16 protein-coding genes are annotated in these 16,885 nt (G+C 59.0%); 1 reads left to right on the top strand and 15 read right to left on the bottom strand.

Features of this window, described 5'->3' with window-relative positions; all coding sequences use genetic code 11:
- Positions 1 to 221 precede the first annotated feature (221 nt).
- From AC2FH6_RS08520 to ftsW, 10 genes are all read right to left on the bottom strand, one after another.
- Positions 222 to 635, bottom strand: coding sequence for a hypothetical protein (locus AC2FH6_RS08520; RefSeq protein WP_271950279.1), 414 nt, complete (start codon positions 633 to 635; stop codon positions 222 to 224).
- Entirely contained in the window at positions 622 to 1,956 is a 1,335-nt protein-coding gene (ftsA, locus tag AC2FH6_RS08515) for a cell division protein FtsA (protein WP_281972769.1), read from the bottom strand. Before ftsA ends, AC2FH6_RS08520 begins: the two co-directional genes overlap by 14 nt.
- A gap of 8 nt (positions 1,957 to 1,964) precedes the next feature.
- Positions 1,965 to 2,960 (bottom strand): cell division protein FtsQ/DivIB, encoded by a 996-nt coding sequence (locus tag AC2FH6_RS08510; RefSeq protein WP_142635027.1) that lies wholly within the window; start codon positions 2,958 to 2,960, stop codon positions 1,965 to 1,967.
- The gene (locus AC2FH6_RS08505; RefSeq protein WP_496702089.1) at positions 2,948 to 3,868 is read right to left on the bottom strand and encodes a D-alanine--D-alanine ligase; all 921 of its coding nucleotides are present in this window, start codon (positions 3,866 to 3,868) and stop codon (positions 2,948 to 2,950) included. The genes AC2FH6_RS08510 and AC2FH6_RS08505 overlap by 13 nt, the downstream gene beginning before the upstream one ends.
- Positions 3,869 to 3,972: 104 nt before the next feature.
- Positions 3,973 to 4,899 carry a UDP-N-acetylmuramate dehydrogenase gene (gene murB, locus AC2FH6_RS08500; protein ID WP_496690897.1) on the bottom strand — a complete coding sequence of 309 codons (927 nt, stop codon included), beginning with the start codon at positions 4,897 to 4,899 and terminating at the stop codon, positions 3,973 to 3,975.
- Between the two features lie 45 nt (positions 4,900 to 4,944).
- Entirely contained in the window at positions 4,945 to 5,199 is a 255-nt protein-coding gene (locus AC2FH6_RS08495) for a DUF2484 family protein (RefSeq protein WP_142635031.1), read from the bottom strand.
- Entirely contained in the window at positions 5,196 to 5,444 is a 249-nt protein-coding gene (locus AC2FH6_RS08490; RefSeq protein WP_496694818.1) for a DUF2484 family protein, read from the bottom strand. The genes AC2FH6_RS08495 and AC2FH6_RS08490 overlap by 4 nt, the downstream gene beginning before the upstream one ends.
- Before the next feature lie 88 nt (positions 5,445 to 5,532).
- A complete protein-coding gene (murC, locus tag AC2FH6_RS08485; RefSeq protein WP_496702087.1) occupies positions 5,533 to 6,930 on the bottom strand; it encodes a UDP-N-acetylmuramate--L-alanine ligase in 1,398 nt (465 codons plus the stop codon).
- Positions 6,927 to 8,024, bottom strand: coding sequence for a UDP-N-acetylglucosamine--N-acetylmuramyl-(pentapeptide) pyrophosphoryl-undecaprenol N-acetylglucosamine transferase (locus tag AC2FH6_RS08480; RefSeq protein WP_142635037.1), 1,098 nt, complete (start codon positions 8,022 to 8,024; stop codon positions 6,927 to 6,929). The genes murC and AC2FH6_RS08480 overlap by 4 nt, the downstream gene beginning before the upstream one ends.
- On the bottom strand, positions 8,024 to 9,187 hold the full coding sequence (gene ftsW, locus AC2FH6_RS08475; protein ID WP_142635039.1) for a putative lipid II flippase FtsW: 1,164 nt from the start codon (positions 9,185 to 9,187) through the stop codon (positions 8,024 to 8,026). The genes AC2FH6_RS08480 and ftsW overlap by 1 nt, the downstream gene beginning before the upstream one ends.
- A gap of 483 nt (positions 9,188 to 9,670) precedes the next feature.
- On the opposite strand from ftsW, the gene AC2FH6_RS08470 reads away from it, so the two are divergent.
- Entirely contained in the window at positions 9,671 to 10,852 is a 1,182-nt protein-coding gene (locus tag AC2FH6_RS08470) for a BaiN/RdsA family NAD(P)/FAD-dependent oxidoreductase (RefSeq protein ID WP_496702084.1), read from the top strand.
- A 22-nt stretch (positions 10,853 to 10,874) separates the two neighbouring features.
- Here AC2FH6_RS08470 and AC2FH6_RS08465 read toward each other — a convergent pair whose 3' ends face one another.
- From AC2FH6_RS08465 to AC2FH6_RS08445, 5 genes are all read right to left on the bottom strand, one after another.
- On the bottom strand, positions 10,875 to 11,249 hold the full coding sequence (locus tag AC2FH6_RS08465) for a glycine zipper family protein (RefSeq protein ID WP_246097157.1): 375 nt from the start codon (positions 11,247 to 11,249) through the stop codon (positions 10,875 to 10,877).
- A 111-nt stretch (positions 11,250 to 11,360) separates the two neighbouring features.
- The gene (gene murD, locus AC2FH6_RS08460) at positions 11,361 to 12,755 is read right to left on the bottom strand and encodes a UDP-N-acetylmuramoyl-L-alanine--D-glutamate ligase (protein WP_496702082.1); all 1,395 of its coding nucleotides are present in this window, start codon (positions 12,753 to 12,755) and stop codon (positions 11,361 to 11,363) included.
- 147 nt (positions 12,756 to 12,902) lie between these two features.
- Positions 12,903 to 13,985: a phospho-N-acetylmuramoyl-pentapeptide-transferase gene (gene mraY / locus AC2FH6_RS08455; RefSeq protein ID WP_282021459.1), complete on the bottom strand. Its 1,083-nt coding sequence runs from the start codon at positions 13,983 to 13,985 to the stop codon at positions 12,903 to 12,905.
- Positions 13,986 to 14,009: 24 nt separating this feature from the next.
- Complete coding sequence (locus AC2FH6_RS08450) at positions 14,010 to 15,404, bottom strand: UDP-N-acetylmuramoyl-tripeptide--D-alanyl-D-alanine ligase (RefSeq protein ID WP_496701654.1); 1,395 nt, start codon at positions 15,402 to 15,404, stop codon at positions 14,010 to 14,012.
- Positions 15,401 to 16,882: a UDP-N-acetylmuramoyl-L-alanyl-D-glutamate--2,6-diaminopimelate ligase gene (locus tag AC2FH6_RS08445; RefSeq protein ID WP_496702080.1), complete on the bottom strand. Its 1,482-nt coding sequence runs from the start codon at positions 16,880 to 16,882 to the stop codon at positions 15,401 to 15,403. The genes AC2FH6_RS08450 and AC2FH6_RS08445 overlap by 4 nt, the downstream gene beginning before the upstream one ends.
- Positions 16,883 to 16,885: the final 3 nt, after the last annotated feature.

Below are 16,885 nucleotides of genomic sequence, written 5' to 3'. Positions count from 1 at the left end.
ATAAGGCACCTGGAAACAGTATTTGGCAGATATTGCCAGATGTTGCGGAATTATCTCAATGCACCACAAAACATGCGACGCTCGCGCCACTGTTGACGGGCGCGTCACTTGCAATTCATTCACATTCTGTCTGCGGAAAACTGCTCAAGCCCTCTCGCAAGGCCTCTGACGGGCCCTGTGGATATCTTGCGGGATTTTGACAGCCCCTGCAAGATTTTTCTTTAGCTAATTGGGGCACTTGGGCAGTTAAGACCTTTCTCAGAAATGTCCCTGACCTCTTGAATTTCTGTCCTGGAGAAACCGACCATTCGCACCATCAACTGGTCTTCATACAAAAACGGCCACCAGCAAACTGGCAGACCATCCTCGTCATCGTCGTACAGAAAGCAAATCTGCCCATTAGGAGTTGTAATTTTCCCGTACACACAACCCTTGCCCTCCATACGCCAGACCGAGAGAGTCGGGCTCAGGAACTCTTCGGTGCCGACCAGCATACCGCTGTCATAGACGTGAAACTTTACGGTCTTTCCTTGAACGGCCCCCAGGAAGGCTTCGGGTGTGATACGGGTCTGAGCCTCTATCGCTGACGGCACAGCCATGACCAGCGCCGCGATCGCGGCCTTACCAGTTGTCACGGAACCACCGCACAGCGCGCTTGAACGGGCGTGCGGAATAGGTGTCTACGGGGATTTCAAAATCCCACCATTCATCCTGTGGGTTGGCTGCAAACAGGCTTAGCCCCACAACCGAAGAGAACCCCGGCCCTGTGGCCGATTGCGGCAACCCATGGACCCGCAGCGGGCGACCAAGGCGAACACGCTGCCCCAGAATACGAGAGGCCAACCCGTCCAGCCCCATGATTTGGCTACCGCCTCCGGTCAGGACGATCTGCTGACTGGGCATGTGCTCAAAGCCAGCCGCATCCAGCCGTACACGCACTTCTTCCAGAATTTCTTCGACACGCGGGCGCATGATGCCGATCAGCTCGGCCCGGCTGACCGTACGACGGTCATGTTCCCAATCACCGGTATCCCCTCCGATGTCGATCAGGTCACGATCATCCGCGCCGGTCGCGTGAACGCCGCCATTGAATGTTTTGATCCGTTCGGCAACAGACGCCGGAACGCCCAGCCCCATCGAGATGTCACTGGTCACATGATCCCCACCCATGCGCACGCAATCGGCATAGATCATGTGTTTCTTCATGAAGATTGACACGCTGGTGGTGCCACCGCCCATGTCGATACAGGCCGCACCCAGTTCCTGTTCATCCTCAACCAGCGCCGAAATACCCGAGACATAGGCCGAATTTGCGATACCGGCCAATTCGAGATCGCAACGCTTGATACAGCGCACGATATTCTGGATTGCAACCGCGTCCACGGTCAGCATGTGCATATCGACGGCCAGCGATTGCCCCATCTGACCCCTTGGGTCGATCAGGCCCGATCGGTTATCCAGCGCAAAATTCACCGGCTGAGCATGTAGGACTTCGCGGCCCGCACCATAGTCGGGCACGTCACAGGCATTCAGAACCCGGCCGACTTCGGCCTCGGTTACCAGCTGACCTTCCAGATCCACCTGGGCATCCAAACCATAGGACCGCGGGTTTGCCCCCGAGAAACAGGCGATCACATGGTCGACCCGGATATCTGCCATTTTCTGCGCGGCCTGAAGCGCGGTTCGAATGGCGCGCTCGGTCTCCTGCATCGCAGTGACTTCGCCAAATTGCACACCACGGGAACGCGTGGTCGCGGCACCGATCACCCGAAACCCGGATTGTCCGGCCAGAGACCCGATGCCACTGTCCTCGTGCAAACGCCCGGCGCCGTCGAACCGCAGCACAAGGCAGGAAATCTTTGAGCTCCCGACATCCAGAATAGCGACAACGCCGCGTTGCATCGCCTGCCTGCGCATTTGCCGCATGGCCCGTTGGGACTGATAAAGATCGGTCATCATTGTCGTTACTGCCCACTACTCACATCTACTTTTGTATTCCACCAGTCTTCGCTGGCGGCTTTGGTCATTCGGATTGTCGGTCGCTGACCCAGGCGCATATCCACCACGGCCACATCGCGTTCCAGAAGATCCTGAACCTCGTTCACGGCCAACACGCGTTCCAATGCGCGCACTGGCCGTTCTGTCGGCAACATGATGCGCTGACCGCGATCCAGAACCAGATCCCAGCGACGTTCGCCAATTCGCACCAGACCGCGCACCCGATTGCCAAGACTGCTGGCTGTGGCCGTCAGTTGCAGCGCTTCGGGTACATAGGAATCCGCGCCCTCACCCGCGATCAGTGGCAGATTGGAGTGATCCTGCCGCGATGCGATGATTTCAACATGCGCGCCAGTTTCATCCAGCAATTCGACCCCTCGGCGGGTACGCCAGACAATGGCGGGCTGCCGTTCGACAACATCCACCTGCAGGATACCTCCTGGACGGATGCGCACAGAGGCTGATTTAACCGGATCCAATCCTGTGATCGTTTCGCGCATCTGTTCGACATCCAGGTCCCAGGAACTGATTGGGAAGTCCAGCGGCACCACTTCACGAATGTCTTCCGAAAGGTTGGTTCCCGCCCCATCAATCGCCATCAGGTTGACCATGAATTCTGGTCGCTGCTGGATCGAGATTTTCACATCATGGACATGAGCCACAATCGCTTCGCGCCGGTCCTGAGAGCTGAAATACCCGCCAAGCGCAGCACACACAGCGAAGACCGGCAGCCCGTATTTCAGGCCACGGCGAACACCAGGCGTCAACATCCAGCGCTGCAACCGATAGCTTAGGCGGGACGGCGCCGGATCAAACGCCGATGACTTACGCCCCCAAAGTCGCCGCAGGCGGAACTTGGGTTCTACATTGTTGCGGTCCCCCGAAGCGAAATCGGCATCCGGACCGGCAAGTGGCTTTGACCGATGGATAACCGGCGCACGGGTGGCTGTCAGCGGTCGCATGATGCGTCCTCCACCATCCATGCGCAAAACTGGCCGAAGGTTATCCCGCAATGCGCGCCCTGTTCCGGAGCCAGTGACGTCGGCGTCATTCCTGGCTGGGTGTTGGTTTCCAGCAGGAACAAGCCCTCTGCGCCCTTGCTGTCATCCCACCGAAAATCTGTGCGGCTGACGCCTTTGCAACCCAACAGATCATGCGCCTGTTTGGCAAAGCCCATACACAGGTCAAAAATGTCCTGCGGGATTTCAGCAGGCAGCACATGCCACGACCCGCCCGGCTTGTACTTGGCATCGTAATCGTACCAGCCATCCGTCATGATTTCTGTCACGGTCAGGGCGCGGTCGCCCATGACTGTGACGGTCAACTCGCGGCCAGCCACATATTGTTCGACCATTACCAGTTCGGGCATGTCGTCTGCCAGTTTCGGTGGAGTATTGGCGCCCTCATGCACCAGATAAATGCCGACGCTGGAACCCTCATTGTTGGGCTTGACCACATAGGGCGGTTCCATCGTATGACGCGCGGCAACTTCGGATTTGGCCTCGATCACACTTTCGGCGACTGGCAGACCGGCGATACGGAACGCCGCTTTGCTGCGCTGCTTGTCCATGGCCAACGCCGAAGCCAGCACACCCGAATGGGTATAGGGAATACGCAACCACTCCAGCAGACCCTGCACGCAGCCATCCTCGCCCCAGCGACCATGCAGAGCGTTGAAGACCACATCCGGCTTGATATCCAAAAGGCGCGCACAGAGGTCCGGACCTGCGTCCAGTTCGACCACTTCAAAGCCTTCTCCCCTTAGGGCGGCTGCGCATTCGCGCCCAGAGCTGAGAGACACCTCACGTTCCGCCGAGGGTCCACCCATCAATACCGCCACTTTGGGGTTTGTCCTGCTCGAACTACCCACGTCGTGCGCCTCAAATCCTGCGGACCTTATGTGGTGGTCCGTCCTGCTTTATGCCTTTGATCCGTCGCCCTATTTTGCCTGTTTTGGGTCTGACGGTCGCAGCTTTAATCTGTCAGCGGATCACCGACCCGCATGATTTCCCACTCTAGCGTGATGCCGCTTGTTTCGTAAACCTTTTTTCGCACATCTTCGCCCAACCCTTCGAGGTCGGCAGCGGTGGCAGAGCCGGTGTTGATCAGAAAATTGGGATGCTTGGGGCTCATCTGCGCTCCGCCCCGCATCACGCCCCGCATTCCCGCGTCGTCGATCACCTTCCAGGCCTTGAGGTCATGCACATCATCTGCGCGGCCCGTCGAGGAAAACCCGGCCGGATTGCGGAAGGTCGAGCCCGCGCTGCGATCTTTGGTCGGCTGGGTCTCATCCCGCTTTTTCAACTGCGAGTCCATGCGGGCATGCAGTTCATCAGGATCATCTAGGGGGCCTTCGAACGTGGCCGAGATCAGCACCGCACCCTCAGGCAGATCCGACTGACGATAGCGAAAATTCAGTTCTTCGGGCGTCAGATCGACGACCTGCCCTTGCCGCGTAATGATCGTCGCCTTGCACAGAACATCCGCCGTATAGCTGCCATAACATCCCGCATTCATCCGCACAGCGCCGCCAATCGACCCCGGAATGGTTCGCAAAAACGTCAGGTCCACGCCCGCATCAGCTGCCTTGCGCGCCACATGCCCATCCAGCGCCGCCGCGCCTGCGGTGACAATGTTGCCCTCAATCGAGATGCCATTAAATCCCCGGCCCAACCGGATCACTACGGCGCGCAGCCCTCCGTCCCGGACAATCAGGTTCGAGCCGACGCCCATCGGGAAAACCGTGATATCGTCAGGTAAGTCGCGCAGAAACTGCTGCAGGTCTTCCTGGTCGGCGGGTTGAAAGAGGTAATCCGCCGGTCCTCCGACCCGCAACCAGGTCAGATCATTCAGCGGGCGGTTCTGGGTGAGCTTGCCGCGTGGCGAGGGAACAGAAGTCATGGCCGCTAATTCGCGGATTCGAACCGCCAAAGCAAGCTGTATCCGCTATTGCGCGGCACCCAGGATCCGACGCAACCACCGGCCCAGATAAATCACGGGCCAACGCAGTACCGAGATCCCAGCAACCAGAACAATCAACCCGATCCACGGACCGTTCTGCAGCGTGACATAGCCAACGATAGGAATACCCGCAGCAATCAAGAAATAGGCGCGGGTCCAGTGATTATCCTTGCTGGGGATCATCGCCAGGACATTCGCAACAACTCCCCACAGGGCGGCAAGGGCAATGGACCAATTCATTCGTCGTCCCCTCGGCCTGTCCAACGTTGCCAATAGTGGCGAATTGGGTTTCGGAACATGGATGCAAAAGCCGCAAAGCCCAGGACCGAAAAGAACCAGCCGAAATCGTAACCCAGCCAGACAATCAGCGCCGGCGCAACGATAACCAACACAATCCCCGGTGGAAATTGCAGGCGCATCGGTAGCATGGCCACGATAGTCGACGCTATGACCCACATCCCTGCAAATAATACCGAGTACGCCAAATCTTGCCTCCGAGACCGCTTTTTCTGCGGTTGCACGATCACTCTTTAGGGTTGCACCGCAAAAGAGTCCATTACGTCACATCGCCTGTTATTTCTGCAAGCGCGAAGGCAGGCCATTGGCCCAGGCGCTGATCGTACCGGCTCCAAGGCAGACAACCATGTCTCCGGGGCGGGCCTGTTCACGAACCAGACGTTCAAGATCGGATTCGTCCATCAAAGCGCGGGCATGTCGATGCCCATGCCGGATGAGCCCCTGAACCAGGTCATCGCGGGACGCCCCTTCGATCGGGTCCTCTCCGGCAGCGAAAATATCGGCGATGGCAACAACGTCGGCGTCATTGAAACAGGTACAGAAATCATCGAACAGATTAGACAAACGCGAATACCTGTGGGGTTGATGGACCGCGATCACACGGCCTTCGGTGGCCTGGCGTGCGGCTTTCAGAACCGCTGCGATTTCAACCGGGTGGTGACCGTAATCGTCGATGATCGTGACACCATCGACCTCACCCACTTTGGTAAAGCGACGATTGACGCCACCGAAATTAGCCAACGCTTCGCGGATTTCGGCGGCTTTCATGCCCAGATGGCGGGCAACAGCAACCGCAGACAACGCGTTCGAGACGTTGTGGTCGCCTGGCATCGGCAGGGTGCAGCCCTCGATCCTCTTGTCTTCGTATTGCAGGTGAATGTCGAAATGTGCGACGCCGCCCTTATAGGTCAGGTTCTCGGCCCGCACATCCGCCTGCGCGTTGAAACCATAAGTCCGCACGCGCCGGTCTGTGATGCGACCCACCAGTGTTTGCACTTCGGCGTGGTCGGTGCAGCAGACGGCAAGCCCGTAAAACGGCAGGTTCGAGACAAATTCGTAGAACCCGTCGCGCAGCTGGTCGAAATCGCCCCAATGCTCCATATGCTCGGGGTCGATATTGGTGACAATGACAATGGTCGCAGGCAGACGGTTGAACGAGCCGTCGGATTCGTCCGCCTCGACCACCATCCATTCGCCCTGCCCCATTCGCGCATTCGAGCCATAAGCGTGAATGATACCGCCATTGATCACGGTCGGGTCAAATTCCCCTGCCACCATCAGTTCAGCCATCATCGTGGTGGTGGTGGTCTTGCCGTGGGTTCCGGCAATGGCAATGTTGGATTTCAAGCGCATCAACTCGGCCAGCATATCGGCCCGACGCACCACTGGCAGGCCCCGCGCACGGGCGCCGTCCAGCTCCGGGTTGCCCGGTTTGATCGCGGTCGACACCACAACCACGGCGGCGTTCTCAAGGTTTTCAGCACTTTGACCGACAAAGATCTCGGCGCCCAGACCAGCAAGGCGGTCGGTGATTTTCGACGCTTTCAGGTCCGAGCCCTGCACCCGGTAGCCCAGATTCAAAAGCACCTCGGCAATGCCCGACATCCCGATCCCGCCGATACCCACGAAATGGATCGGCCCGACATCCTGCGGCAGTTTGGTTGCTGGGGTCATGCGGTCTCCTTCTGCGCCAACTGTTCGACCTGGGCGACCAAGCGCTCGGTCGCGTCCGGTGCGCCGGTCGATAAGGCAGCATGGGCCATCTTTTGCGCGGCTTCGGGGTTTGTCAGAACTGCGGTGATTTGCTGTGTCAGCGAAGGAACGTCAAGCAGGTTCTCGGGGATCATGATTGCCCCTCCGGCCTGAACCAGCCCGCGTGCGTTGGCGGTCTGATGATCGCCCGCTGCGGCGGCATACGGGATCAGGATCGAGGGCCGTCCGATGACGGATATATCCGCCACACTTGACGCGCCTGAGCGTGATATCACCAGCTGCGCATCGGACATACGACGGGGCACATCCTGAAAGAACGGTTTCACTTCGGCACGGATACCGTGGTCGTCATAAAACGCGGAAACACGGGCGCCGTCTTCGTCACGGGCCTGATGTGCGACACGAATATGGCGGCGCATCTCATCAGGCAGCGCGGCAATCGCTTCGGGCACAATCTGACTAAGGATGCGCGCACCTTGCGAGCCACCCATCACCAGGATCGACATCGGGTAATCGCCCGGTGGGATATAGCCCGCCGCAGCCCGGTCCAGCACGGCGGCCCGAACCGGGTTGCCGGTATGTATGCCCTTTGCACCGTCCGGCAGATCAGTCGGCCAGACACCACAAGCCACCTGCGCCACGCGGGTCGCAAACAGCTGATTCACGCGGCCCAAAACGCCGTTCTGTTCATGGATCATGCGCGGGATCTTCAACATCGTCGCAGCACCCAGCGCTGGGATCGAGGGGTAACCGCCAAAGCCGACCACGACGTCCGGTCGGTCGCGCAGCATCTGAAACGCCATACCGGCGACACCACCTGCGATCTTGGGACCGACCATCAGTTTGGCGGGCAGTCCGCCACGAGCGAAGGTTGCCGAGGACGCCTCGACAATTTCAGTCGAATGCGGAAAGCCACCCGTATATCGTGCGCCGCGCGTATCGGTGGACAAGCGCACACGCCAGCCCCTGTGCAGCATCGCCTCGGCCAGCGCCTGAGCCGGGAACATGTGGCCCCCGGTCCCGCCAGCCGCAATCAGAAGGTAGGGTTTGCCCATCAGCCTCGTCCGCGTAGAATATCACCAAGTTCGCCCTGAGGGCGGGTGCGGGTAAACGCCAGAAGCATGCCGATTGCAATACCACCTGCAATCAGGGACGAGCCGCCATAGCTGACGAACGGCAAAGTCATGCCTTTGGCAGGCAAAAGACGCACGGCGACGCCCATATTGATCATCGCCTGAACCCCGAACATGCAGGCCAGACCGGTGCCCGCCAGACGGATGAACATGTCGCGCTCGCGCATCAGCCGCAGCAATGACCGCACGACGATCAGGGAATACAGTGCGATGATAATCAGCACCAGGATCAGGCCATATTCCTCGGCCGCGACAGCGATGATGAAATCCGTATGGGCATCGGGCAGCGACCATTTCACCTGCCCTTCACCCACGCCGACACCGAAAAGCCCGCCCTCGCGGATCGCATTGGTGGCATAGCCCAGCTGAGTGGTCGGATCGACCTCTTGGTTCAGGAACCCGTCAATGCGTCGGGCGAAATGTTCCGAGTTGGAATAGGCGAACATACCGCCAAGCACGACAAACCCCGCCATACCAACCAGCAACAACATCGGCGCACCGGCAACGAAATACATCACGCCCCAGCCAAACAGGATCAGGCAGGCCTGACCAAAATCGGGCTGCATAACCAACATGGCGACAATCGCCATGCACAGCGCAAAAGACCATAGCCGACCGGGCGGGCCGTTGATCTGTTGTGACGCGGCCAGCAACCAGGCCGCCACAACGATAAACCCGGGTTTCAGAAATTCAGACGGCTGCAGCGAGGCAAAGCCAAGCGAATACCAGCGCACCGCACCTTTGCCAAAATCTGTGCCAAAGACGGGAAGGAAGACCAGCGCGACAAAAGCAGCAAGAAACCCCAACACCGCCAGACGTCGAACCAGTGTGGGCGACATCATCGAGGTCAGCAGCATCGCAACAAGCGCCAATCCGCCGAACAGCGCCTGGCGTTCGACGTAATGGAACGGGTCGAACCCGTTGCGACCAGCCAGCGGCGGCGATGAGGCCAGCCCCAGCAACAGCCCGATGACAAACAGGATCAGTACGCAGGACATCGTCCAACGATCAATCGTCCGCCACCACTTTGGTAGAATCGGTTCTCCGCGCTGGTCCTGAACCGCGCCATACACCATCTCAGTCATGAGATACCGCCACTATCTGCCTCGTCAACGCCCCGTTTTCGGGGTCTACGAGCGAGTCTACAGGGGTTTTAGTGTTTGGGCTAGTGGAATGACGCCGCAACAGAGGGAAATTGGCGCCTTCAAGCCAGTGATCCGCTTCAGGGCTTCCCGTCCCGGGCGTTCGGAACACCTAGGGAACAAGATCGTAGTGCTTTATCCTCCTGGATTCGACCAATTCAGCCTTTTTTCCCAGTTGAACTGTGACTTGGGAAATGCGCGTGATCACTGAACCGCCCTCCTATGCAGTGCGTCATATTGAGCTTCCTTGTCGGGCGTATTCTGGCACATGGTATTCCGGCCAATATCACAAATGTTCCAACTGCCAATTTCATTCCATTTTCCCAAACCAATCAGAGGACGGATCCACAGTCACGGACGGACGATTGCAGCGCGTGTTTACGTCTCCCCCTTGCCATCCCAGCCATTCCACGCCATCCCCCGCGCATGACTTATGATACGATCATCCTGGGCGCCGGTGCTGCTGGCTTGATGTGTGCCGCCCATTGCGTTGGGCGCGTTCTGGTGATCGACCACGCGAAGGCGCCGGGTGAGAAAATCCGCATCTCGGGCGGCGGGCGGTGTAATTTCACCAATATGTACGCGGGGCCGGGCAACTTCCTGTCTCAGAACCCGCATTTCTGTAAGTCCGCATTGGCGCGCTACACGCAGTGGGATTTCATTGAAATGGTCGGGCGTCATGACATCGCTTGGCACGAGAAAACACTGGGACAGCTGTTCTGCGACGGTTCCTCGAAACAGATCATCCAAATGTTGCTGGATGAAATAGAGCGCGCCGGGGCCGAGCTGTGGGTAAGGACCGAGATGAAGGACCTGTGCAAAACCGACACTGGTTTCGCGCTGACGGTTGAACGCGAGGGACAGCGACATGCCCTGACCTGCACCAATCTGGTACTGGCCACGGGTGGTAAGTCGATCCCTAAAATGGGGGCGACGGGTCTGGCTTATGACATCGCGCACCAGTTTGGATTGCGGATGACCGAGACACGCGCGGCTCTGGTGCCGTTCACCTTTTCCGACGGCAGGTTCAAGGACCTGTCCGGTGTCTCGCTGCCGACGCGGCTGTCGAACGACCGGACCAGCTTTGACGAGGCTTTGCTTTTCACCCATCGCGGCCTCAGCGGACCAGCTGCGCTGCAACTATCCTCATACTGGCGCGAGGGTGAGGCGATCCGGGTCAACCTGATCCAGGATATGCCACTATTCGACCTGCTGCGAGATCAGCGCCAAAACAGCGGACGCAAAGCCCTGACTACTGAACTTTCCCGGCAGTTACCCGCGCGATTGGTCGATTTCCTGAGCCAACACATTCCCATGCAGGGCAATCTGGCCGACCAATCGGACACTGCCCTTTCGGACCTGGTCGAGGCCCTGTCGAACTGGCATCTGACCCCGTCCGGGACCGAAGGCTATCGCACCGCCGAGGTCACGCTGGGCGGCATCGACACCGATGATCTGTCGTCAAAAACGTTGGAGGCCAGGGATGTCCCCGGCCTCTATGCGATAGGTGAAGCGGTGGATGTCACCGGTTGGCTGGGCGGGTACAATTTCCAATGGGCATGGTCCTCGGGCCATGCCGCTGGAACTGCAATCGCCAGTCGTGGTTAGCCGACACGGTATTTGCGTGGCACTAGCCGACGACGTTGTACCCACGGCCACGCATGCAGTTACGCACCAACACTTCTTTGTTCTGGTTCTTGTTGATCACATCCGCACCGGCGCCAACCAACGCACCTGCAACTGCAGCGCGGCCCAGATTATCGCTGCTGTCCTGTACGATCCCGGTCACTGCGGCTGCGCCAACGGCGCCGATGGCTGCATTCCCGGCCGTGGTGCCATCAACAGATGCCTGCGATGCCGCAAGCTGTTGGCACTGCTGCAGATCAACGTTGTAATTAGGGCCAACCGGACCATCGATGATCGGCTGGTAGTTTGCGCCAGTGTTGGTGCAGGCACCCGCAATCAGAATGGCAGGCAGGATCAGGGAAAACTTACGATATGGCATAGTCATAACCTCGTGTTGAATTTGACGGGTAGCAAAACCAAAAAATATGGCGCGTCAAGCTGATAGCATCTCAGCTTGGCCCAACCGGCGATCTATTGCAAATGGCGTGTCCTAAAGCCGTTTACGAACCTGTTCTGCAAAATCCTCACCGCGTTGTTCGAAATTGTCATATTGATCAAAACTGGCTGCGGCAGGGGCCAGCAAAATCGTCTCGCCCGACTGCGCGTCGTTCATTGCCTGTTCAACGGCTTCTGCCATTGTGGTGCAAACCAGGGTATCTGCCTGTAACTGCATTGCAAATCCGGCAGCTTCGCGCCCGATCACATAAGCCTTGAGCACATGTTCACTGGCTGAGTTGAGTGCAGACAACCCGCCCTCTTTCTCAAGCCCGCCACAGATCCAGCGGACCTTCTTGAACGCATTCAACGCCTTTACTGCGCTGTCGACATTGGTCGCCTTTGAATCGTTCACATAGGTGACCCCATCCGCTTCGGCGATGATCTGACTGCGATGCGGCAGGCCCGGATAGCTGTGCAACGCATCCTGAATGATCCGAGGGGCCAACCCCAACGCGCGGCACGTGGCGTAGGCGGCACAGGCATTCTGGTGATTATGTGCACCGGGCAGACCTTTGATCTCGCGCAGGTCAATCGACCCCGCCTGTCGCCCCTTGCGATACTCCGACAGGAACCCTTTGCGCGCAAATACCTGCCATCCGGGTCCGGTCAACTTGCGGGCAACCGAGATACGGATCACCCGGTCATCCGTTGGCGCTTCGGCCAGTTGACCGGCCAGAAAGGCGCCTTCGTCCTCATCCACACCGATCACGGCCCGGTCAGGGCCGCCTTCGGCAAACAAACGGCGCTTGGCGGCGAAATAGCCCCCCATGCCGCCGTGACGATCCAGATGATCCGGTGACAGATTGGTGAAAACGGCCACATCAGGTGTCAGCGACCGCGCAAGCTCTGTCTGATAACTCGACAACTCCAACACCACGACCGAGCCATTGCCCCCTGGATCAATGTCCAATACGCCTCGGCCGATATTCCCCGCCAGCTGTGCCTCACGGCCAGCTTCGGTCAGGATATGATGGATAAGTGCGGCGGTGGTTGATTTCCCGTTCGACCCGGTCACCGCGACCACGCGGGGCGGAGTATCGAGATTGTCCCATTCTGGCCCGGCGAACGAGCGGAAAAACAAACCGATATCGTTATCCACCGGTACCCCGGCCTCAAGCGCGGCCGCCACAACCGGGTTAGGCTCTGGGTACAGATGGGGGATCCCCGGCGACACGATCAGAGTGGCGACATCATCAAACGCCCCGTGACGGCCTAGATCGCAGCATGTGAACCCTTCGGCTTCGGCCGCCGCGCGTGCAGCCGGATTATCATCCCAGCAGACGGGTTCGGCCTTACCGGCCCGCAAGGCGCGCGCCGTGGTCAGGCCAGACCGACCCAGCCCCAGAACCGCAACTTTCTGTCCTGAAAACCCTTTGACCGGGATCATATTTCCCACCTTCTTTCGACTTCAAATGCGCCGACACACTGCACAGATGAACCTGCCATTGGCAAGATCGACAGCAGGTTCGTGCGCAGCGCGAGCCCGGCCCAACAGGAGGCGGCGGGCCGGCTGTCCTCCGAACTTGGCGGGAGCCTACCGGACCTTCAGCGTCGCAAGCCCAATCATCGCCAGGATCAGTGAGATGATCCAGAACCGGATCACGATGGTGGGCTCGGCCCAGCCCTTCTTCTCATAGTGATGATGGATCGGGGCCATCAGAAACACGCGACGACCTGTGCGTTTGAAATACAGCACTTGGATGATCACGCTCAGCGCTTCGACCACGAACAGACCTCCGACGACAGCCAACACCAATTCGTGTTTGGTGGCCACCGCAATCGCTCCCAAAGCGCCGCCCAAGGCAAGCGATCCAGTATCGCCCATGAACACGGCCGCAGGCGGCGCGTTATACCATAGAAACCCAAGGCCAGCACCGAACAGGGCCGAGGTGAAAATAAAGATTTCGCCGGTTCCGGGCACGTAATGCACATCCAGATACTCAGTGAAGTCGACCCGGCCCACTGCATAGGCGATAATCCCCAGGGTCGATGCGGCGATCATTGCGGGCATGATCGCCAGCCCGTCCAGCCCATCGGTCAGGTTCACCGCATTTGCTGACCCAACGATCACGACAATCGCGAAGGGAATGTAGAATATCCCCAGATTGAGCAGCGTGTCTTTGAATACCGGCACAGCAAGCTGATTCTGCAGCGCCTCAGGGTGGTGCATCGTGGCCCAAATAGACGCAAGAACTGCGATAACCACACCAAGTCCTAACCGCATTTTCCCCGAAACACCTTTGGTGTTTTGCTTGGAGACCTTGGCATAGTCATCTGCAAACCCAATGGCGGCATAGGCCAGCGTCACGAATAAGACCATCCAGACATAGGGGTTGTCCCACCGTGCCCAAACCAGTGTCGATGTGACAAGCGCGCCTACGATCAGCAAGCCGCCCATGGTCGGCGTGCCCGCTTTGGAGAAGTGCCCCTCGGGGCCATCATCCCGGATCGGTTGCCCTTTGCCCTGCTTGCGGCGCAGAACATTGATCAGCGGTTTGCCAAAGATAAACCCGAAAATCAGCGCTGTCATAAAGGCACCGCCCGCCCGGAACGTGATGTACCGGAAGAGATTGAAAAAATCCCCTCCGTCCGACAGGCCGGTCAACCAATAGAGCATATCAATACCTTTCCCGTGCGGCGATCATGGCTCAAGCGCGTCCCCTTGCCCCATTTCCCGCAAACCGTCAACAATTCGCGCCAGCGCCATGCTGAGTGATCCTTTGGCAAGAACAGTGTCGCCTGCGCAGATCAGCTCTGGCAGCCGTTCAGCCATCTCAACGCTGGTCTCAAACCAAAGTCCGCGCTTTTCCGCTGGCAACGCATCGTAAAGCGCTTTCATAAGCGGGCCAATGCAGTGAACCTGATCCATCTGCGTCATAGCCGCGACATTTGCCATCGCTGCATGCATGGGGATCTCTTGTGCGCCCAGCTCTTTCATATCACCCAGAAATGCGATCCGGCGCCTGCCCTGTGAGGCGGCCAAAACTTCCAAGGCAGCCTCCATCGAAGTTGGATTGGCGTTATAGCTGTCGTCCAGCAATTCGACCTGACCACCATCCGCCAGTGAAATCTGCTCGCGAAAGCCGCGACCTTTTACCGGCAACCAGTTGCCCAAGCCTGCGATGGCTTCGTTCAGGTCGACACCAAGTTCAACGCAGGCCGCCAATGCCCCAAGTGCATTCATGGCAAAATGAGTGCCTGCTGATTGCACATCAAAGGAGATGGCTTTTCCGTCGACCCTGGCCGTTGCATGGACCGAGTCCGGTTTCTGCACAACTCCGGTCAGCACGTAATCTGACGCAGCGCGTCCAAAGTCGACAATCCCTGCCCCAGCCTGAGTTGCGTATTGGCGCAGGATGTCGGCATGTTCGATATCCGCATTTACGATGGCCGCGCCGCCTGGGAGTAACCCTTCAAATATCGCTGCTTTCTCTTGGGCTATACCTGCGACGGACTCGAATGCTTCCAGATGGACTGCCGCGACGGTGGTAACCAAGGCCACATGCGGGCGGGCCTGACGCGCCAGCGGAGCAATCTCTCCGGGGTGGTTCATCCCGATTTCTATCACGGCAAATTCAGTGTCGCGCGGCATCCGGGCAAGCGTCAGCGGCACACCCCAATGGTTGTTGTAACTGGCAACGCTGGCATGGGTCTTCCCCTGCGTTTCCAGAATATTGGCCAGCATTTCCTTGGTCGATGTCTTGCCGACACTCCCGGTCACGCCAATCACGCGCGCCTCTGTCCGCGCGCGGGCCGCCTGCCCCAGCGCCTCAAGCCCGGTCTGCACGTCCTCGACGATCAGTAACGGCGCGTCCGGGGAAACGCCTTCGGGTATCTGCGAGACCAGCGCTGCGCCTGCGCCCTTCTCAAGCGCTTGCGCCACAAAATCGTGGCCGTCGCGCGCCGCCTTCAGCGCAACAAACAGATCTCCGGGCTGCAATGTGCGGGTGTCGATGGATACGCCATTGACCTGCCAATCGGCGGTGGCACGCCCGCCAGTGGCCGCAACAGCCTCAGCCGCAGTCCAGAGCGTCATGCCACCCTCCCATCGAGGGCGGCCACGCTGATGCTGGCCTGTTCTACGTCGTCGAAAGGTAAAACCTGATCGCCCACGATCTGTCCTGTCTCGTGCCCTTTACCGGCGATCAGCAGCGCATCACCCGGTTGCAGGGCATCTATGCCGCGCAGGATGGCTTCGGCACGATCACCCACCTCGGTCGCCTCGGGCGCGCCCAGCATCACCGCAGTACGGATAGTAGCTGGGTCTTCGGTGCGGGGATTGTCGTCGGTGACAAATACCACATCAGCGTTATTGGCCGCAGCCTTGCCCATCAGCGGGCGCTTGGTCGCATCACGATCTCCGCCGGCACCGATGACGGCGATCAGCCGGCCCATAACATGAGGGCGCAAAGCCTTGAGTGCCGTGGCCACAGCATCTGGCGTATGGGCGTAATCGACAAACACAGCAGCCCCGTTTTCACGCGTCGCAGCCAGTTGCATCCGTCCCCGGACCGTCGTCAGGTGCGGCAGGGTCTCGAAAACACGCGTGGGATCTTCGCCACCAGCGATCACCAGCCCACATGCCAGCAGGATGTTTTCAGCCTGGAACCCACCGATCAGGTTCAATCGGGTCTGATATACCTTACCCTGCCACGAAAACCGCAGATCCTGCCCGGTTGCATCAAAGCGCTGATTGAGCAGACACAGATCTGCATCACCCAATCCAACGGTCAGCACATTTTGCCCACGGGTTTCAGCGATACGACGAACCTGCCCACCCTTTGGATCGCTCATGTTGACCACAACCGTGCCGTCCTGAGGCAACACGCGGTCGAAAAGTCCTGCTTTGGCGGCAAAATACGCCTCGAAGGTTTCGTGATAATCCAGATGATCCTGGGTGAAATTCGAGAAACCCGCTGCTGCCAACTGTACCCCGTCGAGGCGGCGCTGCTCGAGACCATGCGAGGATGCCTCCATCGCGGCATGTGTCACACCGTTCTCAGCCGCTTCGGCCAAACACCGATGCAGGGTGATCGGTTCGGGCGTTGTATGCGCCAAAGGGGCCGTCCATGCGCCTTCGACCCCGGTTGTGCCCAGGTTGACGGCGGCATGGCCCAGCTCCATCCAAATCTGACGGACAAAGGTCACGACAGAGGTTTTACCATTGGTCCCCGTCACAGCCACGATGGTCTGAGGCTGCTTTCCGAACCACAGTGCTGCGCATCCTGCCAGCGCCTGCCTTGGGTCTTCAACCACCACCAGCGCGGCATCCGACCCCGCAAGCACATCCGCTGCGACCTCAGCCCCTTCGGCATCGGTGAGGATTGCGGCGGCCCCCATGCGCAGAGCATATTGAATGAACTCTGCGCCATGGACCCGCGTTCCCGGAAGTGCCGCAAACAGATAACCGTCTTTGACCTCGCGGCTATCAACGGCCAACCCGGTAATCTCAGGGTTTGCACCCGCACGTGCGGTCAGGGCCAGTTGGCTGAGTTTCTTAGTCCTAGTGCCCATGAC

This window comes from Ruegeria sp. CDSC045 (genome assembly GCF_059610725.1).
Note: the sequence above shows the minus strand (reverse complement) of the source record. Positions and strands in the feature narration are given on the sequence as shown.